This window comes from Microscilla marina ATCC 23134 (genome assembly GCF_000169175.1).
GTDB classification, from domain to species: Bacteria; Bacteroidota; Bacteroidia; order Cytophagales; family Microscillaceae; genus Microscilla; species Microscilla marina.
In genome coordinates, this window is sequence record NZ_AAWS01000005.1 from 221183 (window position 1) to 246239 (window position 25057).

General features: G+C 40.9%; 17 protein-coding genes. 3 read left to right on the top strand and 14 right to left on the bottom strand.

Annotated features, from left to right (window positions below; translation table 11 throughout):
* Position 1: 1 nt before the first annotated feature.
* Positions 2 to 3397 carry a preprotein translocase subunit SecA gene (gene secA / locus M23134_RS05955; protein WP_002694582.1) on the bottom strand — a complete coding sequence of 1132 codons (3396 nt, stop codon included), beginning with the start codon at positions 3395 to 3397 and terminating at the stop codon, positions 2 to 4.
* A 930-nt stretch (positions 3398 to 4327) separates the two neighbouring features.
* Here secA and M23134_RS05960 point away from each other — a divergent pair.
* A complete protein-coding gene (locus tag M23134_RS05960) occupies positions 4328 to 5392 on the top strand; it encodes a radical SAM protein (RefSeq protein WP_002694583.1) in 1065 nt (354 codons plus the stop codon).
* A 69-nt stretch (positions 5393 to 5461) separates the two neighbouring features.
* Here M23134_RS05960 and M23134_RS05965 read toward each other — a convergent pair whose 3' ends face one another.
* From M23134_RS05965 to M23134_RS06000, 8 genes are all read right to left on the bottom strand, one after another.
* A complete protein-coding gene (locus tag M23134_RS05965; RefSeq protein ID WP_002694584.1) occupies positions 5462 to 6760 on the bottom strand; it encodes a type IX secretion system plug protein in 1299 nt (432 codons plus the stop codon).
* 727 nt (positions 6761 to 7487) lie between these two features.
* On the bottom strand, positions 7488 to 8867 hold the full coding sequence (locus tag M23134_RS05970; RefSeq protein WP_045113077.1) for an efflux RND transporter periplasmic adaptor subunit: 1380 nt from the start codon (positions 8865 to 8867) through the stop codon (positions 7488 to 7490).
* Positions 8868 to 9221: 354 nt separating this feature from the next.
* The gene (locus M23134_RS05975) at positions 9222 to 10703 is read right to left on the bottom strand and encodes a TolC family protein (protein ID WP_198144984.1); all 1482 of its coding nucleotides are present in this window, start codon (positions 10701 to 10703) and stop codon (positions 9222 to 9224) included.
* A gap of 107 nt (positions 10704 to 10810) precedes the next feature.
* Entirely contained in the window at positions 10811 to 11485 is a 675-nt protein-coding gene (gene sdaAB, locus M23134_RS05980; RefSeq protein WP_002694588.1) for an L-serine ammonia-lyase, iron-sulfur-dependent subunit beta, read from the bottom strand.
* Between the two features lie 1197 nt (positions 11486 to 12682).
* Positions 12683 to 13435 carry an RluA family pseudouridine synthase gene (locus M23134_RS05985; protein ID WP_002694589.1) on the bottom strand — a complete coding sequence of 251 codons (753 nt, stop codon included), beginning with the start codon at positions 13433 to 13435 and terminating at the stop codon, positions 12683 to 12685.
* 170 nt (positions 13436 to 13605) lie between these two features.
* The gene (locus M23134_RS05990; protein ID WP_002694591.1) at positions 13606 to 14430 is read right to left on the bottom strand and encodes an outer membrane beta-barrel protein; all 825 of its coding nucleotides are present in this window, start codon (positions 14428 to 14430) and stop codon (positions 13606 to 13608) included.
* 523 nt (positions 14431 to 14953) lie between these two features.
* Positions 14954 to 15202, bottom strand: a complete 249-nt coding sequence (locus M23134_RS05995) for an outer membrane protein assembly factor BamD (RefSeq protein WP_157558359.1) — start codon at positions 15200 to 15202, stop codon at positions 14954 to 14956.
* A 684-nt stretch (positions 15203 to 15886) separates the two neighbouring features.
* Positions 15887 to 16978, bottom strand: a complete 1092-nt coding sequence (locus tag M23134_RS06000; RefSeq protein ID WP_002694594.1) for an aminotransferase class V-fold PLP-dependent enzyme — start codon at positions 16976 to 16978, stop codon at positions 15887 to 15889.
* 136 nt (positions 16979 to 17114) lie between these two features.
* On the opposite strand from M23134_RS06000, the gene M23134_RS06005 reads away from it, so the two are divergent.
* Both M23134_RS06005 and M23134_RS06010 read left to right on the top strand, forming a co-directional pair.
* A complete protein-coding gene (locus tag M23134_RS06005; protein WP_002694595.1) occupies positions 17115 to 18620 on the top strand; it encodes an ArnT family glycosyltransferase in 1506 nt (501 codons plus the stop codon).
* A 114-nt stretch (positions 18621 to 18734) separates the two neighbouring features.
* A complete protein-coding gene (locus tag M23134_RS06010) occupies positions 18735 to 19325 on the top strand; it encodes a methyltransferase domain-containing protein (RefSeq protein ID WP_002694596.1) in 591 nt (196 codons plus the stop codon).
* A 102-nt stretch (positions 19326 to 19427) separates the two neighbouring features.
* Here the strand turns inward: M23134_RS06010 and M23134_RS06015 are convergent, their stop codons facing one another.
* From M23134_RS06015 to gldC, 5 genes are all read right to left on the bottom strand, one after another.
* On the bottom strand, positions 19428 to 20057 hold the full coding sequence (locus M23134_RS06015; RefSeq protein WP_002694597.1) for an NAD(P)H-dependent oxidoreductase: 630 nt from the start codon (positions 20055 to 20057) through the stop codon (positions 19428 to 19430).
* Positions 20058 to 20322: 265 nt separating this feature from the next.
* On the bottom strand, positions 20323 to 22026 hold the full coding sequence (locus M23134_RS06020) for a S8 family serine peptidase (RefSeq protein ID WP_002694598.1): 1704 nt from the start codon (positions 22024 to 22026) through the stop codon (positions 20323 to 20325).
* Between the two features lie 312 nt (positions 22027 to 22338).
* Positions 22339 to 23055 carry a hypothetical protein gene (locus M23134_RS06025; RefSeq protein WP_002694599.1) on the bottom strand — a complete coding sequence of 239 codons (717 nt, stop codon included), beginning with the start codon at positions 23053 to 23055 and terminating at the stop codon, positions 22339 to 22341.
* A gap of 136 nt (positions 23056 to 23191) precedes the next feature.
* Entirely contained in the window at positions 23192 to 24352 is a 1161-nt protein-coding gene (gene mnmA / locus M23134_RS06030) for a tRNA 2-thiouridine(34) synthase MnmA (RefSeq protein ID WP_002694600.1), read from the bottom strand.
* Positions 24353 to 24592: 240 nt separating this feature from the next.
* On the bottom strand, positions 24593 to 24937 hold the full coding sequence (gene gldC, locus M23134_RS06035; protein WP_002694601.1) for a gliding motility protein GldC: 345 nt from the start codon (positions 24935 to 24937) through the stop codon (positions 24593 to 24595).
* Between the last annotated feature and the right edge of the window lie 120 nt (positions 24938 to 25057).

Below are 25057 nucleotides of genomic sequence, written 5' to 3' on the forward strand. Positions count from 1 at the left end.
CTTATTGTTCTATAAGCACACATTTATTGTTTCTAAAATCATCCTCTACAGTTTTAAACTTCACGTCTTTCTTCACGGTACCATCTGTATATTGTACGGTTACCTTAGAGTTACGCGAAGGCAACTTGTCTGCTTTGACTGGTTCCTGGCGTTCTTGTGGCATTTCGCCGAGGTCTAGCCCAGCACCACTTGCTGAGAAACCCGCTGCATCTTCTTTGTTTTCGTTAAAACGACGCTTTTTTCTGCGGTCTTTGCGGGTTGATTGTTTAATTTCAACATCGCCTTCTTCTTCTTCCATGATGGCTATCTGAGCTGCCATAAGCGCAGTACCAATCTCTTGATCTACCTTGTGTACCAAGTGCTCAAACAAACTAAAGGCTTCCTGTTTGTATACTACTATAGGATCTTTTTGCTCATACACTGCGTTTTGTACCGACTGTTTCATGTCATCCATATCGCGCAGGTGTTCTTTCCATTGCTGGTCGATGGCCATCAAGGTATGAATTTTTTCTACCTCATTGATGATATGTTCAGCACCAGTATCGTAAGCTTTCTTAAGATTAAACGGTACGCTAATAGCCGTGTGGTTGCCATCGGTCGTAAAAGGAATTAGATCGGTAATTTCGTGTGCGTTGGCCTTATAAGCTTCGTAACGTTCAGTCAACACTGGCAAAATAATCTCCTTGATCTGTTTGTTCTTGTCTTGGTAAAACTTGTAAGCCTCCTGAAACAATCGGTTACCCAAATCCGGAGCTGTTTCTAACTCTTCTTGAGTAATGCTTGTATCAAAACTCAAGCTACCAATGACATCCATTTTAAAGTTTTCGTACCTGTCGCCTGAGCCTTGATAAGCTTGTGCAATGCTTGCCGAAAAATCATACAAAGTATTCAGAGTATCCAACTCAAGACGGTCGCCATACAAGGCATTGCGACGACGACTGTAGATAAACTTACGTTGTTCGTTCATTACATCATCGTATTCAAGCAAGCGCTTACGTTGGGCAAAGTTGTTTTCCTCTACCTTCTTTTGGGCACGTTCTATCGACTTGGTCACCATAGAGTGTTGAATCACTTCTCCTTCTTTTAAGCCCATTCGGTCCATAATTTTGGCAATACGATCTGAACCAAACAAACGCATAAGGTTGTCTTCCAAGCTTACAAAAAACTGAGAGCTACCAGGGTCTCCCTGACGACCCGCACGTCCCCTTAACTGACGGTCTACCCGGCGAGATTCGTGACGTTCGGTACCAATAATTGCCAAACCACCCGCCGTTTTAGACTCTGGGCTAAGCTTAATATCCGTACCACGTCCTGCCATGTTAGTGGCAATGGTTACGGTGCCTGATTGCCCGGCAAAAGCCACTACATCTGCTTCTTTCTTGTGCAGTTTTGCGTTCAATACCTGGTGGTTGATTTTACGTAGGTTGAGCATACGACTCAATAGCTCCGAAATCTCTACCGATGTAGTACCCACCAACACTGGTTGACCTGCTTCGGTAAGCTTTACTACTTCGTCGATTACTGCACTGAATTTCTCACGGGCAGTTTTAAACACCAAGTCATTGCGGTCATCACGGGCAATAGGACGGTTGGTAGGGATCACTACCACGTCTAGTTTATAAATATCCCAAAACTCGCCTGCTTCAGTTTCGGCTGTACCCGTCATACCTGCCAGTTTGTGGTACATCCGGAAATAGTTTTGGAGCGTTACTGTGGCATAAGTTTGGGTGGCATCTTCAATTTTTACGCTTTCTTTGGCTTCCAGCGCCTGGTGCAAACCATCAGAGTAACGTCGTCCTTCCATTACACGACCTGTTTGCTCATCTACAATCTTTACCTGATTGTCAACAATGATATAGTCGGTATCTTTCTCGAAAAGAGTGTATGCCTTAAGCAATTGTTGTATGCTGTGCACACGCTCTGTTTTTACACTGAACTCAGCAATTAACTCTTTTTCTTGTTTGAGTTTTTCTTCATCGCTCAATTCACGGTCATCCTTGATACGCCCAATCTCTACGGCAATATCAGGCAGAATAAAGAAGTTTTTATCTTCACTGTTACCCGTAATGTACTCAATGCCTTTGTCGGTAAGCTCTACCTGGTTGTTTTGCTCGTCTATAGTAAAGTAAAGAGGAGCGTCTGCCTCAGGCATGTTTTTAGAGTTTTCAGCCAAATAGTAGTTTTCGGCTTTTTTCATCACTCCACGGTTACCCGTTTCTCCCAACAGTTTAATCAAAGGCTTGCTTTTGGGCAAACCACGGTAAGCCCTAAAAAGCGCAACACCAGCCTCTTTTACTTCGTTGCTATCTTCGCTTTTTACTTTTTTTCTACCTTCATTGATAAATCCCTGAACTACTTTCTTTTGAACGTCTACCAATCGGGCAATTTTTGGTTTCAATTCGTCAAACTCGTGCTCATCGCCTTTCTCAATAGGGCCAGAGATGATCAAAGGTGTACGGGCATCGTCAATCAAGATAGAGTCAATCTCATCTATCATGGCATAATGATGACGACGTTGTACGATCTCCTCTTTGTTATGTGACATATTGTCACGCAGATAGTCAAAGCCAAACTCATTGTTAGTACCATAAGTGATGTCAGCATTGTAGGCAGCTTGTCGTTCGGGCGAGTGGGGCTCGTATTTGTCAATACAATCAATGGTCATTCCGTGGAACTCAAACAAAGGAGCCATCCATTCGGAGTCACGCTTGGCCAGGTAGTCGTTTACAGTTACTACGTGTACTCCACGACGAGCCAAGGCGTTCAGAAAGGCAGGTAGGGTTGCCACCAACGTTTTACCTTCTCCAGTAGCCATCTCCGCAATTTTACCCTGGTGTAGTACTACCCCACCTACCAACTGCACATCGTAGTGTACCATGTCCCAGGTAATTTCATTGCCTGCAGCCATCCATTGGTTATGCCATATCGCCTGTTCTCCGTCTATTTCTACATGGGGCTTAGTAGCGGCAAACTGTTTGTCGAGGTAAGTAGCGGTTACGACTAGTTGTTTGTTTTCTTTAAGACGACGGGCAGTTTCTTTGACAATACCAAAGCCTACTGGCAGTACCTCTTCCAGTACTTTTTCAAGTTCTTTGTTGCGCTCTTCTTCCAGCGTGTCTACTTCCTTGAAAATCTCGTTTTTGTCGTTCACTGTCAAGCTACTGTCTTCTTCGGCTTTTTTGCGAAGTTCAGCAAGCTTGTCATCTATCTCTTTTAATTGCTCGTCGATGGTATCTTTTACTTCCTGAGTTTTAGCCCTTAGCTCATCATCCGACAGTGAGGTGAGTTGCTTCCAGGCATTATTGATAGTACCTACATAAGGAAGCAATTTTTTTAAGTCACGATCCGATTTCTTACCAAAAATTTTGGTAACAGTTTTTCCTACAAAATCTAACATAGTGCTTTGTTCTGCGCTTTTTTTGTTTTGACATAGCTTAAAAATAGATGGTGTATTTTTAAACCTTGCCTTTATACCTGTTGTACAACAAGTTGTCTAGAAGCCGTTTATATTTGGTTATATTTTTAAAATCAAATGAAGATAGGCAAGCAATTTACTTTTGTAAAGCTTGCAGCCCATAAATTTTAGTACCTGAAGATGAACCTAGCCTATAAAGTTACACGTAAGACGCCCAGCTCTAAAAGACAGACCAAAATTCAGGGAGTTTCTAATTCACAAAGATAATACTTTTTTGAAAAGGATGGACTAATTGGCAGATATACTCTGAATGAAGGGAGCACTGAAAGCGAAGAGCGTTGCCCCACGAGGGGTTTTCACCACCATATTTTGGTTTACCTGCTTAGAGTGAAAAATCTGTTTTTTGGCTTAAGTAATTGATTTTTAGGGATTTAATTCTTTAATGGTTGATTGTAGACAATGTTTGCCTATAGCGAAACGTAGCGCCTTAAATATCAGGAAAAAACGACAGGCTATTTGGCGTCATCTTGCTGGCTTAAGTTTTTTTAACTTTGGTTCAATGGCAGGTTATAAACCTATAATACCCTTATTGATAGATTTGAAGACTTAAAGGGATTAAAAAGTATATTTTGGTTATATTAGACACAATACTCCGCAGTACTTTTGGTGAAAGTTGGTTGCTGGTAATCAGTCATTGATGAATTTACAAACTATTTAACTGGTTGGTGTAGGCTAAAACTGAAACCCTTTTAAAAATAAAGTGAGTATATAGTCTTAATATAAAATACTGATTAACTTCGTTGAGCTCACAAGTTCGGTTTACAGTATTTAACAAGGTGAACATTTACTCGAATCAGCTATGGACTACCGACTAAATACTATGGACTATTGAGACAAAAAACAAGCACTTGTATGTATATCAAAGCCCTGGAGCAAGACCATCACCGTTTTCGTAAAAGCCTTAGCAAAGGGCGCACCTACAAACCTGTGTTTGTAAAAATAAAACTTTTGTGGGATTGCAACCTTCGTTGTAAAATGTGCAACCACTGGAGGTGGCGAGGAGCAATGTTGGACAGAAAAATACTTAAAAAACTCATTCCTGACCTGGCTAAGTTAGGGTGTCAGCGTATTCATTTATCAGGAGGCGAGCCCATGATGTACCCCAACCTGCCACAAGCAGTGAAGTGGATGCGTAAACAAGGCATCAAAGTTACTTTAACCACCAATGCTACCTTGTTTACTGAGCAAAAAGCGGTAGATATGGTCAACGCCGGACTTAAAAAAGTGAATATTTCTATAGACAGCCCCAACCCAGCTATTCACGACAACATTAGGGGCATGCAAGGTGCTTTTGAGCGTTCGGTGCGAGGTGCGGAGTTTTTGCGGCAAGCATTTATCAACAAATCAGGCAGTGGTATACCTTCTGGCAAAATATTCTTGAACATGGTCATCAACCAAGCCAACTACCGTCAAGTAAACCAATTACCCCAGTTGGTTGATAAAATAGGAGCCAGAGGCTTTCACCTGATACCAATATATGCGCGTAATGATGAACTTCAATCGCTTAATGCAGAACAAATAAAAGAGTTTAACAGGGAAGTCGCCCCTAGAACTTTTGAACAAGCACAACAACTAGGGTTAGAAGTAACACCGGATGATATTTGGGTTTTTGGTGTGTCGGCTCAACAAATACAAAGCAGCGCTCAAGGCAATTATGCCGCTGATTATTACCAACATCACCCTTGTTATGCACTTTGGACTCACGCTTTAATAGACCATAACGGGAGCGTAGCACCTTGTTGTACGCTTACCAATCAGGTAATCATTGGAAGCCTTGCTACCCATTCGTTTAAAAAAATATGGCAAGGAGAGAAGTTCAGGGAATTACGAAAGGCCGCTTCACCCATTCATGAAGCTTGCAATCGTTGTACAATGTTTTTGCCCAAAAACAAGCAAATAGAGCACCTGTTGAAGTAAATTATTCAGTACTTATTCTCCTTTAGCTTTGGAGTTAAAAACACTGATTTTTAGGCCACAATTAACTACCTAACTACCTGAGCCAAAAGTAGTATATCCTATCATTTGGTCATTACGCGAATCGGATTGGCGGTAGTATACAAATATTTCGTATTGATTGTTTGTTTTAGGGTGATTGCCCTCTAGTTGGTCAAAATAAAATATTTGCCCATCCTCTGTTTTTCGGGCATACATATAATCATACACCCCTTGCTTGAGCAAAAGTACGGCCTCGTATTGACGTGTTTCCAAGTTATAGTTCATGCGGTTTTTGGGGGTTGTTTGCCAATTGTTAAACTTGCCTACCACATACACTTCATCTTTCAATTCATTACATTTGAGCGTAAAATTTACCTGAGCATAGTCTGCCTTGAGCTGAGGGTTTCCACCGCGTTCGTCGTATACAATATATCCTCCATTGAAATCCATGATTTTTTTATAGGTAGCCTGAGGGCGTAACTTGTCGGTTTCAAGGGTAACTATGTTGCCTGTCTCGAGGGTTTCGGTGCTATAAATACGTTTTCCGATAAACTGAAAGCTGCTCATGTCAAATCTTCGGAACTCGTTGGAGCCTTCAAAAGCCCTGGTAGTCATCTGGTAGCTTATAAACTTATTCTTAGTGTCACGTGTACTGGCCTTTTGTATCAACAAAGCATTGTCCCAGCGTTGATTTTGCCTGATAAGCACTGTAATATTTTCTGGATTGGTAAGCTCCACCCCTCCATAATGTATTTTGCATTGTATTAAATGTTCGCCGTTGGGCTTTTCTATAATGGAAGGCTTTATTTCCCACTTTTTTTCGTATACCATAAACCTACGAATCAAGACCAGGTCTTTTTCTTGACCTTTGCGAAAAATCTTGATCAAGTAATTGCCTGATGTTTTTACTGGAGGAATAGTAAAAGAGTAATGGTAATACTTTTGGTGTGTATTGTTAGATAATTTAGGAGCATCAAAATGAAACAGGTTGAGGTCGTTGATAAACTCTATTTCGTTTAAGCTCGAAATAGTCCAATCACGGTTACAGTGGATAAGTTTGGCACTAAACGCCGAAGGTTTTGCCGAAAGGTCGTCAAACTCTAGAACCAATGGAGCGGTTTGTCCCAAATACATGACCGACGACTCAAGCGCTTGAGTAGGAGTATTGCCTTTGGGGTACAGCAAAACTGTTTTTAAAGTAGATTCGTAGTTAAAGTCTCTGGTCACAAATTTTTTATGGGCAAAGGGGTTGACCTCTTTTTTTACTTTATCCTGAACAACAATGGGGGGAATGGGAATGCAACTGGCAAGCGTACTAATAATAAAACCAAGAATGAGTAGTTTATTCATATCCTCACAAAACAATCTGCTAAAAACTAAGTAATTTATAAAAATAAAGCCTTTCAATTTAGGAAGTCCTCAGGAACGGTGTAAAAATAAAGTGCTATCATTTAACAAAGTGTGTCCAGCAAGGCTGTAAGCCCCGATTACAATTAAGCATGTTATTTTGGTACCATTTCTAAGCTGGGTTTGATACAGAGGTGTAACAAATTTAATATCACACATCTACCAATGGTAAACTTCTGACAAAACCCCTCACCAACAAAAACTTAAATAAGCTTTTAGTATAAGAGGTAAACCTAAAAAGACGTAATTTATTTTTGGAAAGTTACCCGAACAAATCTACTGAATTTTGTTACAACAATAAACGAATTGGATAGACATTTTATCTAAAGCCTGACATTCCTGCGTCAGTTCAAATTTTCCTCTGTATATCACTACAAATAAAAAAGCCATTTTGCTTATGAATATAAGTAAAATGGCTTTTTTACCAAGCTCTTAGGAATGGTTGAAAAATAAGGTATCCATTTGGAGATAGAGATTTACCACTGAGGCGAGATGGCAACATCCTGTGGATGTTGGACCAGCTTGAGCGACGGTTGCGTTCGTAGCAGCGCTACGAGCAATAACCGATGGCTACAGCTTTGCTGTGCCGCATTTAAAAAGGTAAACATTTACTCGAATCAGCTATCGACTATCGACTAAATACTATGGACTATTGAGATGAGTTTGTCCGTTATTCTTTATTCATACTATCTTTGTCTGTTTTCTTTACCTGTTCTTTGTCTTTCAGGCGTTTAGATATAATAGCAAATGGACCAGTCACTACCTCATCACCTTCTTTAAGCCCTTTGAGTATTTCAATATTTTCAAAATCGCTAATGCCAGTTTTTACTTTGCGTTTGCTCACTTTCTTAGTGTTGGCATCATACACAAAAACTACTTCCTGGGGCACACTTTTTTTCTTTTTTGCATTGTCTTTTGCGGCATTATTTGGTTTACCACGTCCTCGCCTTCCTTTTTTCTTTTTATCACTGCCTGGCACACGCGTAGTTACAGCAGCCAGAGGTACCGAAAGTACATTGTTTTTGGTATTGGTTCTTATCTCTACCGAAGCAGTCATGCCTGGTCTGAAAGGAGCCATTTTTCTTTTCTTGTTTAACAAATCCTGGTAAGATTCCTGCAAAATTCTCACTTTTACCTTAAACTCAGTAACTGCATCGGGCGAAGTAGTAGGGTTAGCAGTGTTGGCTATTTCGGTCACTACTCCCTTAAATTTTTTGTTTTGGCTAATATAAGCATCTACCTCTATCACTGCGGTATCTTTTAGCTCTACCCTTACAATATCGTTTTCGTTTACATCTACTTGCACTTCCATGTTGTTGAGATTGGCTATGCGCAACATTTCAGTACCCGCCATTTGGGCTGTACCCACTACTTTTTCTCCTTTCTCTACGTTGAGTTTAGATATGGTGCCGTTTACTGGAGAAAAAACTGAAGTTCTCGACAAGTTATCCAGGTTTTGGGTGACGTTTGCTGCGGCACTTTGGGCATTGAATTTAGTTGCTTCTATGTTTTGTTTGGCAGATGTAAGCTGTTGTTTAGCTACATTAAAGTTGGCTTCTGCCAATTGGAAATCTGCCTCAGAAATCACCTTTTGCTCATACAGCTTTTTACTCCTTTCAAACTCAAGTTTTAGGCGTCCGTATTCTGCTTTGCGCTGATAATAAGCGGCTTCTGCCTGAGCAGTAGAGGCTTTACGCGAATTAAGTATGGCTTGCGAGTTATCAAGTGCTGCCTGTAGGTTATCCGGGCGAATCTTGAGCAAAAGTTGCCCTTTCACTACCGAGTCGCCTTCTTCTACCAGTACTTCCATTATTTCACCTGACACATCAGGGCTTATTTTTACTTCTATTTCGGGTTGAATCTTTCCGGAGGCACTTACTTGCTCTATAATGGTTACTTTTTTTGCTTTGGCAGTAAATACTTGGGTCAGCTTTTTCTTGCCAATCAAACCTGCTGATCGGGCAACAAAAATCCCTGCTACAATGAGCACAAGTGCAATCAGGATGTTTCTGCCCAACCGTGATTTTCTTCTTTTTTTCTTTTTAGACATTTTTAAAGTAAGTAAAGTTTTGGTTTACGCTGATAATCAGAAAGATATTTATAAATATTTGAAAATAAAAAATGAACTCACATTGAGTCACAATTTATGGTTGAAAACTTATGCAATGACAAACTTACAACCAAAAAGCGACTCCAGGTGAGCTCAAAATTAGCTTTGCCAGTCCTCAAAGCACCAACAAAGTTTTTATTCTAAAGTAGTAGCAAGCTGTACCTGCTACAAGTATATTTTTATTTATCTCAATACCGTTTGTTTGAAGCATCAATACTCACCTATGTTTGGTAAAACTACAAAAGTAACCGCCTCTGTTTAGACCACTTTATTTTTGTGTTTTACCTACTGTTTTTATTTAAAGTCTAATGGTTTATCCATATAAAAATTCAATACCTCAGTGCGGAACAAATAGTCATACTTAGCCCTGATCATATCAGACTGCGCCCGGTCACGGTCTATCTTGGCAAGGTTAAAGTCTACAGAGTTCATAGCACCAGCGTTGAATCTTTTTTTAGCAATATCAAAAGCCAGCTCGCGTGATTCTAACAGCTTTTTTCGGGCTTGATAACTGTTTTGCGATGCTTTGGCGTTATTGTAGGCTTGCTCTATGTCTTGTCTCAATTGGTTTTTTCTGTTTTGCACCGTAAGCTCTGCCTGGCGTTTTTGGATAATACTGGTAGAAATATTTCTATTGACTTGCCCTCCGTTAAAAATAGGGATAGAAAGCCTCAAAGATACATACTGAGTGAGGTTGTCAGACAATTGTTGGCCAAAAGTGTAAGGCTGCTCTTCGGTTACATTGATTTGCCTTACTACTGTTTGGTTGGTACCATTTACAAACCCGATAGGAGTTTGAGCTACTTCTCCGGTTTCTTGAAACAGTCTACCTGCATCAGAGAACCTTGTTAAAACTCCTGCCCCCAAGGTAAGGGTAGGGTAGCGGTCGGCTTTGGCAATATTGATAGACATCTCGCTGTTTTCTACCGAAAGCAGGGCACTTTTGATCGTAGGCTGCGACACCTTGGCTATATCAAAAATCTGAGCAGGGGTTTCGTTGTGAGGTTGCGCCACCAGGTTTTCTACATCTATCTGTTCTACTTCAAAACTTTCGTTTGAGGGTAAATTCATTAATTGCATCAACCTCAAGCGAGCCAGGTTTACGTTGTTTTCTGAAGTGACCACCTGTAGTTCATCGTTGGCAAGGGTAGCCCGTAAATTAATGACTTCATTCTCGGCAACCGAACCCGCTTTGAGCAACTTTTCGGTACGCGTCAACTGCTCTTTGGTAGAGGCCACCTGTTGTTGTGCGGCTGTAAGCAATTCTTGGTTTAATAAAACATCCAGGTAAGAGGTAGCAATGTTTAGCGACACTGTATTGGTAGTTGCTTTTAAGTCTAGTTTGCTTATTTCTATGTTTTTCAAATCACGTTTTACCGTTTTTTGAAGCCTACCTCCATTATAAAGTGTTACACTTGCATCTAGGCTAAAGTTATTGGTAAGCACCCTTGTATTGATAAATTCGTTGGTAGTAGGGTCAATAGATCGCCCAAAGTTTAACCCCTGAGTTGCCGAAGCATTGACCGATGGGTACCGCGCCAATTTGGATTGTTGTACATTGTACTCATTGGTTTTAATCGTCAATGCATTTTGCTTGATGTCTATGTTGTGCTCTATAGCGTGATCAATACATTTTTGGATAGACCACTTTGATGACTTGGTAGTCTTGTTTTCGGGTTGCCCCTGCGCACGTAGACCAAAAGCACCAAGCATTCCTATGGATAGGAGCAGGGCAAATCGCAGGTTTTTACGGGTAAATGGGTGTAAATATGACATATTATTCATTGGAGTTATACAGTTTGTTAAAACAAACAAAATGGTTATATGATTTTGGTCTGTTGCATTAGTCAATCAATTGCCGAAAAACTTACAACAGATGTAAATTATTTTGAATAAGGAATATAGATCACGTCGTGAATCCATTCAAGGTGTTGCAAATATTCTAAAGTAATAGGTGCCACCTCAGAGTCAATCTCTATAAATTGGCAGGCCATATCGTTTTTGCCCTTGCGTGATACATTCATAGCGGCAATATTGCAACCGTCTTGTGCCAATACCTGAGCAATAAATGCAATGCTACCTTTTATATCCTGGGCTTTGATCACCAATGTGTTCATAGAGGCACTAAAATCTGCCCTGAATCCATTATAGTTCGCAATATTGATTACACCACCGCCCAGACTTTCTCCGGTCATTTCTACTGATAAATCGCCACGGGTTGCCTGCACCTTCAGGGTATTGGGGTGCATAGTAGAAGCGTTGCCCACCGACTTAAAGAAAAATTCAAGGCCTTCTTTTTCTGCTTCTTGCAAAGCATTTTTTATCCGGGCGTCGTCTGTGTCATAGCCTAACAATCCTCCAATTACTGCTCGGTCGCTTCCGTGTCCTTCATAAGTACGAGCAAACGAATTGTAAAAAGTAATGGTGGCTGATTCGGGTTGACCTCCTAAAAAACTATGGGCTACCCGGGCAATTTTTACCACTCCGGCAGTATGCGAACTGGACGGTCCTATCATTACTGGACCAATCATATCGAAAATGCTACTTTTTTGACTCATGATTTTTTGTTTGTTGTATCATCACAAAATACACTTTGCCTGGGCTTAAAACAGTATCACCTGATTGGCAACTTCAATACCACTCATTTTATGTGTTTGATTATCAGTTGTTTACTAAGGCAGAGTTCCTTTATTCCTGGGGCGTAGTGTTCAGTTTCTATACACAAAAATGTACAAAAACGGACACTATCCATACAAAAATGGAAAAAAAACAGGTAATTTGCAATGCAAGGTAGTGTTTTTTACCTAACTTCAAAAAAAAGAACGATGTATGTTGGCTAGACACTATAAATAATCAAATGGTTGCATCTTGGTAAGGTTCTGGGTACACCCTGTTCTGTAGGTAGCTAACAATTCATATAGATTAGAAGCCCTCCCACCTCTCACGAAGGTCTTACCGCAGGGTGACCTGAGCAAGGCGAACCAATGAATTGAAAACCAACTTATTTTTGAAAACCCGTAGCTTTTGGGTGAATAGATGTGTTGGTCTGGCGATTTAGGCGATAGTCCGTGGTTCAATGCTGTTCTTTAAGCCTTAAGTTACTGAAAGTTGTAGGAACAGGGCACTTTTGCAGTAACCGAAGGCATATGCTGTTTCTTGTTTGTTCCCTAAATCCAAGTCGGATGGTTACGTTTAAGGGCATTAAAAAAGCCACTTGCACCTTGCGGTGAGTGGCTTATAATCGTTAGTGATCTTTCATAAATAATTTGAGCCATTAAAGTGTATCTATTGCCTTCATTCTTCTCAAAAAAAAAGCCTCATAGCTTTGGCTATGCACCGTTTTTTTTGAATCGTCTGAGAACAATATATTTTCTTAACTGACCTTTCGCAGGTCAAAAATTTGTTCTTTTGTATACTTTAGCAGTTATATCAAACTTGGTTTAATAATTCAAGAATCGGGTTTTTGTAAGCCGTTCCTTTTGCTCCAGGTCAAAAGGAACCAAAACCCCGCAGCTGTATTTTGTGGTTGCTAAAATTTGTTCCATTACGCCGAAACAGCTCAAACATTCCCTCGTTCCTCGGTCAGTGATCTGTTTTTACGGCTTCATTCCTCAAATTTCTTAACGCCCACAAAATAAGGCTGAGCCCAGCTAACGCACTCATAAAACAACGCTGTATTTTTTCTGAATTAACCAAAAATATCCACTGCGAAAGGTCAGTTCTTAAATTGGCACATCTTATTTTTTCCAGATCACTTAGTATAAAAAGTCTAAATTTTTGTTTTTAACATCACTAGGGTCGTCAAAGACTAAAAACTGTTCCCAAAACTGGGTTTCGGGTACTCCTGCTATGCATACCAGGGGTTCTTTTTTTACCGGATGCATAAAGTAGACCCGTCGGGCGTGTAAGTGAATATTTTTATCCGGATCTTTTCTCGGAAAACCATATTTTATATCCCCTCTGATAGGGCATCCCATGCTTGCCAATTGCACCCTTATTTGGTGAGGGCGACCCGTAATCGGATTCACTTCCAGCAACCAATGATCGTTGAGGTTACCCAATACCTTGTACCTGGTTTCTGCTTTTTGGGCTCCATCTACTGGTTCGTCGTGAGCAGTCACTACGTTTTTTGCCCCATCTTTTTTGAGCCAGTGTACCAATTTGCCTTCTTCTTCGGCAGGTTTTCTTTTTACTATAGCCCAGTAAGTCTTTTGAATCTTGCGTGTTTTAAAAAGCTGATTCATACGTTCGAGGGCTTTCGACGTACGCGCAAGTATTACTATGCCTGATACGGGGCGGTCTATCCGGTGTGGAATACCTAAAAACACAGCACCTGGTTTGTCATATTTTTCTTTGATATACTCTTTTACCCAGTCACCCAACGTTTTATCACCCGTTTTGTCTCCCTGCACTAACATTCCGCCTTTTTTGTTTACAATAATCAGGTGATTATCTTCATACAGCACCTGAAAATGCTTATAATACTTTTCTGCGTCAAATGTTTCCATCCAATTAAATATTTGATAATTAAAGAGTTATGTTTTGCAAAAATACCATTTTTTTAACTTTAAAACCTGTTTGCAAGGTATATTTCATAAAAAAAGCCACACTGACGGGTATCAACGTGGCTTTGAATGCTTTATGCGATGTGCTTTCAGCCTTTACAGGCAAATAGCCATTATAAAAATGTAGGGCAAACGTATTTTTTGCCACCACTTAGACCAAACCTGTAGCTGAGCAGAATTTGTATCTGTAAAGAGCCTGCATCTATGCGGCGAGGCACTATCACCCTGGCAGGCGGAGGATTTGGGTTAGGGTTGGGGGTAACCACTGGTATGTCTGTGCCTCCGTTGTAATAGGCGAGCTGAGCGTGAAGTGCAAAACGGTCAATGATACGAAAAGACATGCCCACCCCTGCAGTAAAACTAAAGCCCGATTCGTCGGCAAGCGGGCGCTCCAGTTGGTTGGTGGCTCCTGGGTCGGGGCGACGTACTATAGGCATTGTCCATAAGCCCACCCCCATAAAACCATAAGCATCTATCCACTCAGGAATAGCATAAGCATAACGCAAAAACGAATACTTAAGGCTCAAGTTCAAATGATTAGGGTTAATAGACAGCGAATCGGCATTAAAACGGGTATTCATATTATACGAAAGCACAAAGCTTACTGGAATACCTGTGTTGCCAAACTCGGCAAAGAAATGCAAGGGGCGACGAGCTTCTTTAAAGTTGTTGTCATTGGAGCGGTATGTTATAGCAGCTCCTCCGCCTATTTCCAAAAAAGTGACTCCATCGCGCCAAGCACGGCTTTTTTTACCACGATTGGGTGCCAAAGCCCGACGCAACGTTTTTTGCATTTGTTGGTGCAACCCATTGTGTTGTTTGGTAAGTAAGCTATCAGGAATTTTGGCTTTTGCCGATGAACCAAAAGCAAGCAAAATTGCCACAAGGCAATACAAGCCCTCATGGTAGGAAAGTTTCAGGTTTTTTATATTCATCATATTTGTGTTTATTTCTATCCAAAAAGGTTGAATGCATTCAATTTTTTAGCCAGATCAGCTCCAGATATGTATTCGTTACCTCAAATATAACGACTAATTGGAGTATATAATTTAATAACTGTGAATTTGGCAGATGTACTTAATAACAATAGTCCATAGTATTTAGTCGATAGCCCATAGCTGCTTTGAGTAAATGTTCACCTTGTTAAGTGCTGTAAACCAGTATTTTATATTAAGATTGCGTACTCACTTTATTTTTAAAAGTGTTTCGGTTTTACGCCCAAACACCCAATTAAATAGTTTTTAAATTCATAAATAACTGATCACCAGCAAACAACTTTGACTAAAATCACTGAGGAGTATTGTAATAAAAAATAGCTTTTTACTACCTGGGTTTAAATATAAAAACCCCTGACAAGTCAGAGGTTTGATAATTTATATCTAATTGAAAGATTTTGCGTTGAAATAACAAAATTATAAACACTTAAAAATAAGCAACTTATAAACTTGTCAGTGCTGAGTACTAAGACGCCAACGGCCATGGATTGCCTCCTTCGTCTTTCAACTGTTGAGTTGTTCGCCAGTCTTGACGTGCCTTATCGAGGTCGCCTGTTGCTTTGTATGCACGCCCTCTCATGTAAAATACATAAGTAAGACGGGCAAGAGATAAGTATTTTCGCTGATTGATTACTTCTGTATACACCATGATTGCTTCTTCGAATTTGCCTGATTCAAACAAGTCTTCTGCCTTGTTAATTAACTCTTCTGCCATTTTTATCATTTTTTTAATGTATTGAACCCAAGGTGAGTTCATTCAACTAAGTAACGTGTTCAAAATAGGTGTCTGAATTTTGGGCAAAGACTCAAAACTGACCGAGGCATTTAGCCTTTGGCAGAGCTCGGCAAAGCGAAGCTTTAGCCATCGGTTTTTGCGTCCATAGCATCGCTATGGGCAATAAAAATAACGAAGGGCAGTGAAGAGAACCGCAGAACGAAGTTCAAGCTCTGCGAAGCTAATTTATTCTAAACCGGACAGTTATTGCGAACACGTTACTAAACCTTCATTTTGTTACTTGGTACTCTGATGTTTTCAAAAAGGTTACAGCGTTTTTTTAGATAATATTACATTGACTGAAAAGAGTGGGTTGGAAAAGAAAAAAGTTTTTTGTGAAACCTTTGAGTACAAACCCATACAAAGGTTCTTTATTATTACGAACGCCTCGTTATAAACAGGCGCAAAGAAATTCAAGTAAGATTAACAGGTGTTTTGAAGTAATATTTAATAAATAGGTTAGTAAGTAGTTTTTTGACTCATTAGGTTGATGTTGGTGTAAGTACCAATTATTTTTTCATAGAGTTTTGTTCACTTTACAAGTAGTAGACAGAAATAGTAAGTATTCGTAGTTTTAAAACCTCGTTCATTATGGAGCGAGGTTTTTTTTATGCCATCAAAAATCTATAAACACTGAGTCATTGTTTCAATCAATTGTTCTATTTGAGCCACACTGGTTGCCGGAAAATTAGCAATGCGTATTTGAGCATCTTTGTATTTACCATAACCACTGCCAATTGTCATGTGGTGTTGCCCTACCTTGGCTATAAACTCAGCCGCCGAACCAGGGGTGTTGGCCACAATAACCGAGGCAGAGCGGTGTTGGTGGTTGGCCACAAAAGGAGAGAACCCCTTAAAAATCGTTGGATTACTCAAGGCATTGTACAGAAGGTTGGCTTTTACCTCAGTTTCGTGTCGTATTTGATCTATGCCTTGGTTGAGCATATCTTCGCTTACTTTGCCCAACAAGTAAATACCCAGTACATTGGGCGTAGGAGGCGTTTGAAACTTTTCAAACGATTTCCAAAGGTTTACTAATCGATAATGAGCCCCCGTTGCTTGTCCTTTGGCTTCCAGTTTTTTGGCTTTGTCAAGGCAGCGCTTGTTTACCAGCCAAACTCCTAACCCAGCAGGCATTCCAAACGCTTTTTGTACCGAAAAATAAGCAGCATCTATTTTATTAAAATCCAGCAAAGGCAAAGGCGCTGACGACACCATGTCTACCACCAGCAATTTGTCGGGGTGTTGGTCTTTGAGAGCGTGAATATCATCCACTGGAGTGCTTACCCCTGCACTGGTTTCATTGTGCGCTACGCAAATCATTTCGGCAGTTGAAGGTATGTCTACTTTAGCCATGTCAAACCCTTCGCCGAAAGGCACTTCATGCAGGTGGGCAGTTTTACCCATAAGTTGGGCAAAGTCGGCAAAGCGCTTAGAAAAAGCCCCGTTTACCAAGTGAAAAGATTCGGTTTCTACGCAGTTTTGTAGCATGCGTTCCCATACTTCGGTGGCTGACCCTGTAAAAAGCACTGCATAATCGTCGGGTAGTTTAAAAATTGTTCGGATATTATGGTATGTTTGCTTATAAATGTCCTGAAACACCTTACTCCGATGCGAAATAGAAGGGATTTGCTTATCTAAAGCGCTTTGTATATGTTGTGCCACTGTAGGGTATAGGGCAGCGGGTCCGGGAGTAAAAAATGTTTGCTTGTTCATGATTTGATATATCTGAAATAATCACCAATACAAATACTGTTGATGAGCAGGTAGCCCTATCAACTGTCAGAGCACGAACGTAAGCAAGTGTATTTGATAAACCAATAGTAAACTTAAAAATATTTTAAGATCATTCATGAAACTATCCAGCAAAAGACCTTTCATTTTTTCGCTTTTCTTTGGGGTATTTGTGGGTGTTTTTGTGCTCCTTCAGTTTTTTACCCTTCATACATCCCCCTTACCTTGGTTCGACGAAACTTTTTTTGCCAGCATTGCCTGGCATTGGGCAAACACCGGAAAACTGGTGCCACAGGTAGCCATTTTTACCGAAGTAAAGCTTTATGGCCCTGTATACTTTTGGTTGACAGGTACCAGTTTTCAGCTATTTGGTTTTGGTATTGCCAGCTTCAGATTAGTAAATTTGATTGCGGGTGGGGTAGTCGTATGGTTAAGTAGCGGCTTGTTTGGTCAATTGTACCAGCATTATTTGCCCAAAAAAACCAACTGGAGGCTTTGGCAAAAAGGTTGGTGGCTATTATTACTTACCGACCCATTGTATTACCTGGTGATGCACGAGGGACGTATGGATTTGTTGGCATTAAGCTTTGCTCTGGGTAGCATGTATTTGTTGATGCCAGGATTGCTGAGAGCGCAAACTTTGCCTTGGTACCAAGTAGCAGCCTCGGGGCTGATGGTAGCTCTTGCCTCGTTGACTACCCCAAGGGTGGCTTTTATTTTTGTGCCCCTGACAGTAGCTTTGGTGTGGCAATGGCGCAGACAATTACCGCTTTTGATGCTTTGGGGAAGCTGCATTATCGGCCTTTATTCAAGTTGGGTTTATGTGGCCTTTGGTAGTTTGCCACGCTTTGTTGATACTTATTTGGGGCAAAATGAAGCGATTAAAGATTCTTTGGTGGGTTGGTTTGTGGGAGGGGTGGGTTATGTACCTCGCCATTCTTATGTATTGATTGCTACTGCACTGTTGGCAAGTATACTCTTATTGTATAAGTATCCACGTCGCTTTTGGGTAGCCCCAATAATGGTAGGGCTGGGTAGCATTGGATTGTTTTACTGCTTAGTGCGCGATTATGGTCAGTATTCGGTGTTTATCTTGCCTTTTTATTATTTATTGATATTTTATAGCCTGAGTCAACTACCTGCCAGACGCTATCATTTACGAATGTATCCCCTGATTTTATTGGCAATGTTTAACTTGAGTTATTTTGCTTTAAAAAATCTGCAGGTAGTGGCAAGTCTCCCTCAACGTCAGCCACCACAAGTCACTCAGTTTGTGCAAAAGCACATTCCAAAAGGGGCGAGAGTAATCGGCGAACCTATGTATTTTTATGCCGTGTTACAGGCGGGGAGCTACTACCAGTATATGGACTTATATGGCACTACTGCTGACCGCGAAGCTCGACAACGCACTCAGTACAAGTATCAGTATTTGGTGGTTACAGATCATTTGCGGCAGCGCAAACCAGCCATTGTAAAATATTACCTCAGCCAGGGCAAATTTAGGCGGGTAGCACGTTTGGCAATTGCTCCTTCAGCTTTGAGTCGTGAAATTACCCGTTGGGGACTTTTGTCAAACGTAGAGCGTGCTGGTTATAACTGTGTAATTTATCGACGGATTTTCTAGTACCAACCAAGAGCCGTGAGTATTAATTTGGCACAGGGGGTTTCTAGTGATGCCCGCAACATTGTTGCGCATTTACTGTTTTAGACATAGACACACAAAATACAATATATCTTTATGCACACAACACTTGACAAAGACTTTTGGAGCAACCGTTATCAGGCACAAGATACAGGTTGGGACGCCGGAAGCATTACTACACCTATCAAAGCTTATGTAGATCAATTAGAGGATAAGCACTTGAAAATACTTGTTCCAGGAGCAGGCAATAGCCATGAAGCAGAATATTTGCACCAACAGGGTTTTACTAATGTAACAGTGATAGATATTGTGCAAGCCCCATTAGATAACCTCAAGTCAAGGTCTCCTGATTTTCCAGAAGCTCATTTACTACAAGGAGATTTCTTCGAGCTGGTAGGGCAATACGATTTAATTATTGAGCAAACTTTTTTTTGTGCACTTAACCCCAGTTTGCGGGAGAGTTATGTACAAAAAGTGAAATCATTGCTTAAACCTGAAGGTAAATTGGTAGGGGTATTGTTTTGTAACGTATTTTTAGATCGTACCGAGCCTCCCTTTGGAGCCACTGAGCAACAACACCAAGAGTATTTTTTGCCTCACTTTATAGCCAAGCATTTTGCCTCCTGTTACAACAGCATTGCACCAAGGCAGGGTGCCGAGTGGTTTATATGCTTGATCAATGATTGAGCAAAGCACCACCTGTAGAGCTAAAGCTTTCTTCATTTTCTTCTTAGGCAAAAAGCCGCAAGAGCAATACTTGCGGCTTTTTGCTTGGTCAACTTCACTATACTATATTACCTCAAAAAGCTCGTTAGTTTCTTTTCTTACTTTAGGTGCGTGTTGCGTTTGATCTTCTGCCGATCGGTATCCAATAGTAGCTACTACGGCTGCGCTGAGTCCTTGATCAGAAAGCCCTAAAATTTTATCGTAGTCAGCTGGTTCAAAACCCTCCATAGGACAAGCATCAATGTTTAGCTCGGCGGTGGCGGCAAGCAAGTTACCCAAAGCAATGTATGTTTGGCGGGCAGTCCATTCTTGTATTTCCTGGGTTGTTTTTTCGCCCAGTTTACCCTTCATAAAATCTGCATATCCTTTGAGGTCTTCTACTTTCATACCTACTGAAGTAGCTTTGCGCTGAAGGTAATCGTCTAAGTGTGCATCTTGTACTTCATTGTAGTTACAAAAAACCACCACTTGTGAGGCATCAGTAATTTGGGTTTGTCCCCAGGAAGCCGCCTTGAGTTTTTCCCTTACTTCAGCATCTTCAATAATGAGAACTTTGTATAACTGTAGACCATAAGACGAAGCTGACAAGCGTACTGCTTCTTTGATTTTTTCTAAGTGTTCAGCACTAATTTTTTTGCTGGCGTCAAATTTTTTGGTGGCATACCGCCACTCTAGATTTTTTATCAATTCCATTAGATAGTGATTATTGTCTTGTGTTTGTTACTTTTGCCAAATCTATGGAACCTTATTTTTACTTTGCCTTAATGAAATGTTAATTTTTGAAAATTGTTGATTGCGCAACTAATGTCTGGGTATTTATGAGGTTTTTGATATGAAAAATCTAAGATTACATCCAGAGTCAGTCATTATTTGGCAATAAAAAACCTCTTTTGCTCTAGAAAATGGTATAGAACAAAAGAGGGCTTGTCTGCTAATAAAATAGGTAGTCAATGGCGGGCTAATTCTTTACCACTTTTGCTGTTTTAGAGTGAGTTTTGGTGTTTATCTTGAGCGTGTATACCCCACTGGCAAGTTTACCTGGTTTGCCCCAATTATATTCAATGGGTGCTGTTGCCAAATGCTCATAAGCTACCAGTTTGCCGTTGGCGTCATACAAGTGCATTTGAACGCTCTTGCCCCGATAGCTTGGCTTAAACACGATGCGCAAGGCCTGAGAGCCATCTAAGGGGTTGGGCGAAAAACTAAAGCTACCATCAGTGGCTTTGGTCAACGCAGTAGGGTTAGTGGCAATTGCCTGTGCCCGGTTAAAGTTGGGGATACCATAGCCCAGTAAACTGTCGGGTTTGGCAGCCTGGTTTGCCGAGCGTTGCAGGTAGTCAATAATTTGCATGTTGGTAAGCGTTGGGTTTGCCTGCCAAAACCCCGCTGCCAGCCCAGTCAGGGTAGGGGCAGAAAACGAAGTGCCATTGCCAACAGTAGAGCCAAATGGTCCCACCAGGGTGACATTGCTTCCCATGGCTGTAATATTCGGCTTCAGTCTGCCGTCGGAGGTGTACCCCTTAGAACTAAAAGAGGCATAAGTACCGTTTGGGTTTACTGCCCCTACAGTCAGCACTGAGTCACCATCAGCGGGGGCACCTATGTATTTCCAGGGATCATTGCCCTCGTTTCCAGCACTGTTAATCACCAAAATACCTACAGCAGCAGCAAAGTCAGCGGCTTGGGTGATAATAGTGGTATTACCATCCATGTTTTGGTAGGTATAGTTCATACTGGCATCGTCAAATGTATTGTAACCCAACGAAGAATTGATAATATCTACGCCTGCACTATCGGCTTTTTCGGCAGCTATCAACCAATTTACTTCCTCTATTCTATATTCTGAGCTCACATCTTCGGTACGGTAGAGCCAATAGGTAGCTTCGGGTGCAGTGCCTACCATGGTACCCTTCAGGTAAGCTGCCATTGTCGACAATACTTTGGTACCGTGGCTTCCGGTGCTGTATACATCTACTTTATTATCTACTAGGTCATAAGTACCCCCAATTTGTTGATTACTGAATAAATGTTTAAAAAAGTTGAGGCTGTTTACATTCTGAAATCCAGCATCCATTACTGCTATAGCAATGCCTTTGCCTTTGAAGCCTGCCTCGTGCATAGCATCTGCCCCAATCATTTTTGCCTGAAAAAGCGAGTTACCATAGTCAGCTTCCGACTCAATGGTGATGTCTTCGGTAGTACGCTGCTTGACATTGGCAGCTTTTTTCTGCTTTCTGCGGGCTTCACGTTGCCGGCGTTTTTCTTCTTTTTCTATTTGTCTTTTTTGTCTGCCCTTGTTTAGTACCCGGCTGCTTTTTACAAAACTTAGTTTAACTACTTCTGCCAATGTAGCATCGCTGGCTTCTATCAATACTGCATTGAGCCATCGCGAGCTGTACCATACCTTAGCCCCCGCGTTTTTTATTTGGGTAATATAATCAGGGTTTACAGGAAACTCGCGGGTGGTAATTTTGATACTTTGTTTATTCCGGCGCTCTATAGAGCGTTTTGAGAGAAAATCGGCAGGCTTATCAAGCGAGTAAGGGGAGTTGGTTTTATCGGTAAGGTAGATAAAATGTTTTTTAATAACTTGGCTGTAGCCCGACACGTTGCCCACTAACAAAGTAGTTATGAGTAAGAATAATAGTCTTTTGTGTTGCATAATATAATGAGAGAGTTGGGTTTTATTTTCTTTTTAATAAGTATATAGTTGGTATTCAAGGTTTATTGTGTTTTAGCCCATGCATAGCAAGCCGTTGCAGATCTTCAGTTACTTTTTAACTAACAAACTCATAAATCGCTGAAAACAAGCATACTATGGATTTGTTAGTTGCCTATAGGGGGTAGCAACGATATTTATCGGCATCTAAGGAACTTGTGACTTGTCGCTTAAAGCACCGATATGCATCGGCATCTAGAGACTTGCCCCTGTGGGTGCCGATTAGCTTTACTTAGATAAAACCACCCAACAAAACTATTGTTTTCCATAACCAATGACCTTCTGTACCGACTTCCGTCCTGATTCTATTTGAGTAAAGCAATCTGGTGTTTCAGTACAAAACGTTACTACTGTACTGTCTTTGTATACAAGGCCTACTTCTGCTGCATATACTTCATTGCGTTTATCCATAGATACTAAACTAGAGTCGTTACCTTGAACGATTTTGAGTGTATTGGCAAAATTAAACGTATCTACGGCAAAAGCCCTGTTCAAATTGGCTATTTCGTATAAATCTTGATCCAGTCCATTGAGTATATTGCCATCCCAGGGCTTACCCTCTTCTACTGGGAAAACAATTTTTACCAACGGTAAATTACTTTGTATGACAATTGCCTGGTTGAGTGAACGCTTGGCAACCCATACCGAGTCAAGTTGCCAGGTATTGTTCGCGGTAGCCCGTCTAAATCTTTCGAGCCGAAAGGCAGGGTCACCGTTAATGTCTTGAAACTCTTCTGCAATGAGCTCTCTTATTTGGTAACGATTAGTATCAGGGTCATTAATCAGGGTGAACTGAATGTCTTCTACCTGGTAGTCGATATACCGCCCGGTTTCGAGCGGAAAAAACGTAGTACCCAGTTCTATCGAATCAGGATCTAGTGGTTTGGTAGAGCAGGCTGTAAAGGTAGAACTTACAATCAGTGAGAATAGAATATAAGTGAGTATTTGGGTAAAATTACTTTGATAACGCATGACAGACTTTCAATAATTTGAAAACAATATACTTAGCAGGTATACAAGTTTTGCCTCAATATAGTTTCAAAATAGAGCTGCAGATGAATAAAACTACCTGGGCAGTGGGTTTGCCCAAGTAGTTATACCAAAGAGATTATTTTAAAGAAGGCAATGCTGAATTTTCTACAATGATTCCCTCTTCGTTTTCTTGCCATTTAAAGCTCGATTTAATCCAACCCCCGCCAATCATGTCGTCTCCTTCATAAAAAACAGCGGCTTGCCCAGGAGCAATGGCGCTTACTTCTTCGTGAAACCAAACTTTGATCTCGTGGTCACTTACCTGCTCAATACGGGCAGGAGCTCCCTCGTGATTATACCTTACTTTGGTAACGGTTTCCAGAGGTTTACCTTTCATATCGGCATATTTTTGCAAAGTTAGCTGGTTTACAATCATACCGTTTTTTTCCAGGTCTTTTACTGTACCCAGCACTACCCGGTTATTGTTTTTGTCTATACCAGTCACATACACCGGATAGCCCAAAGCAATGCCCAGGCCTTTGCGTTGTCCGATAGTATAAAAGGGGTAACCTTTGTGTTTGCCCACTACTGTACCATCTTCCAATATAAAATCACCACCGTCTACTTTTTCTTCCAGTTCCGGTACGCGTCTTTTCAAAAAGCCACGGTAATCGTTGTCAGGCACAAAGCATATTTCATAAGACTCTGATTTATTTACCAGTTCTACAAAACCCCGTTCTATAGCCATCTCTCTGATCTGGGATTTGTACAATTGTCCCAAGGGCAGTATGGTACGGCTCAGGCTTTGCTGAGAAACCCCCCACAAAGCATACGATTGGTCTTTGCCTTCATCAATGCCTTTAGATATAACATAACGCCCGTTTTCTTCGCGAATGTTGGCATAATGCCCTGTGGCTATATGCTCACAGTCAAGCTTGTCGGCACGGCGTAGCAATGCATCCCATTTTATGTGGGTGTTACACAGTACACAGGGGTTAGGTGTGCGTCCGTCGAGATATTCATTGGTAAAATGGTCGATCACATAATCGCCAAACTCATTGCGAATATCTAAGATTAAGTGTGGAAAACCGAGGTCAACGGCAATATTTCGGGCATCATTGATAGAGTCGAGGCTACAGCAACCGGTTTCTTTTTTACTTCCACCTGACGAAGCATAATCCCAAGTTTTCATTGTAATGCCTACTACTTCGTAGCCTTGTTCGTGTAGTAGAACGGCAGCCAAAGAGCTATCTATCCCTCCACTCATTGCCACCAAAACTCGTCCTTTTTTGCTCATTTTTTTTAAGGTATTAGGTTTTGGGGATTAGGTACTGGGTATTGCTGTAAAGCAATGAAAAAGCTACCCGGCACCCAGTACCTAGTGCACTGGGGATTAAATAAGTCGCCAAAGAATAAGTGAGTAACTTAGTACCCAGTGCACTAGCACCCAGTACCTGATTTGTTTGTGAACAGATTTGTATAAAGAATCACCAGTGAAGAGTACTGTTCACATGATGACTCTCTACTGATAACTGATTTATTGCTTTTGTTGTTCCATTTCCTGTTTCAAACGTTGGCTCAAACGGCGGCATAGGTCGTCTATATCCATAGCCATTGCTTCATCGTTGGTTGCCTGACGAACGGTATCAGCGAGTCCAGCAATTGTTTCGATACAAAATGCCTTCATCTCATGAATTTCCATTTTTTTAGTCCATAAGTCCATTTTGGCAGTACCTTTACCGTCTTCGTCCCAAAACGACAAAGACATGGCCTTTGAACCATTTGTACCTTGGTCAGGTGTATTGGTAGCCATCCAAAGTATTTGCTCACATACATTGGCGTCATCCAATGTCACATTGATATTAATATCTTCTTTTCGCATTGATTTCTTTAACTTAACAAGTGGCTCCGACTTTCGGAAACTTCGATAAATCGCAAAGTTACAACAAAAGGTTGATATTTTAACTATTGGAATAAATGGGAGTGATAGATAAAACTAATC

What these genes read in the sequence shown, in the direction of transcription:
- secA (WP_002694582.1), bottom strand. Translation starts at nt 3,397, where the DNA reads ATGTTAGATTTTGTAGGAAAAACTGTTACCAAAATTTTTGGTAAGAAA.
- M23134_RS05960 (WP_002694583.1), top strand. Translation starts at nt 4,328, where the DNA reads ATGTATATCAAAGCCCTGGAGCAAGACCATCACCGTTTTCGTAAAAGC.
- M23134_RS05965 (WP_002694584.1), bottom strand. Translation starts at nt 6,760, where the DNA reads ATGAATAAACTACTCATTCTTGGTTTTATTATTAGTACGCTTGCCAGT.
- M23134_RS05970 (WP_045113077.1), bottom strand. Translation starts at nt 8,867, where the DNA reads ATGTCTAAAAAGAAAAAAAGAAGAAAATCACGGTTGGGCAGAAACATC.
- M23134_RS05975 (WP_198144984.1), bottom strand. Translation starts at nt 10,703, where the DNA reads ATGTCATATTTACACCCATTTACCCGTAAAAACCTGCGATTTGCCCTG.
- sdaAB (WP_002694588.1), bottom strand. Translation starts at nt 11,485, where the DNA reads ATGAGTCAAAAAAGTAGCATTTTCGATATGATTGGTCCAGTAATGATA.
- M23134_RS05985 (WP_002694589.1), bottom strand. Translation starts at nt 13,435, where the DNA reads ATGGAAACATTTGACGCAGAAAAGTATTATAAGCATTTTCAGGTGCTG.
- M23134_RS05990 (WP_002694591.1), bottom strand. Translation starts at nt 14,430, where the DNA reads ATGATGAATATAAAAAACCTGAAACTTTCCTACCATGAGGGCTTGTAT.
- M23134_RS05995 (WP_157558359.1), bottom strand. Translation starts at nt 15,202, where the DNA reads ATGGCAGAAGAGTTAATTAACAAGGCAGAAGACTTGTTTGAATCAGGC.
- M23134_RS06000 (WP_002694594.1), bottom strand. Translation starts at nt 16,978, where the DNA reads ATGAACAAGCAAACATTTTTTACTCCCGGACCCGCTGCCCTATACCCT.
- M23134_RS06005 (WP_002694595.1), top strand. Translation starts at nt 17,115, where the DNA reads ATGAAACTATCCAGCAAAAGACCTTTCATTTTTTCGCTTTTCTTTGGG.
- M23134_RS06010 (WP_002694596.1), top strand. Translation starts at nt 18,735, where the DNA reads ATGCACACAACACTTGACAAAGACTTTTGGAGCAACCGTTATCAGGCA.
- M23134_RS06015 (WP_002694597.1), bottom strand. Translation starts at nt 20,057, where the DNA reads ATGGAATTGATAAAAAATCTAGAGTGGCGGTATGCCACCAAAAAATTT.
- M23134_RS06020 (WP_002694598.1), bottom strand. Translation starts at nt 22,026, where the DNA reads ATGCAACACAAAAGACTATTATTCTTACTCATAACTACTTTGTTAGTG.
- M23134_RS06025 (WP_002694599.1), bottom strand. Translation starts at nt 23,055, where the DNA reads ATGCGTTATCAAAGTAATTTTACCCAAATACTCACTTATATTCTATTC.
- mnmA (WP_002694600.1), bottom strand. Translation starts at nt 24,352, where the DNA reads ATGAGCAAAAAAGGACGAGTTTTGGTGGCAATGAGTGGAGGGATAGAT.
- gldC (WP_002694601.1), bottom strand. Translation starts at nt 24,937, where the DNA reads ATGCGAAAAGAAGATATTAATATCAATGTGACATTGGATGACGCCAAT.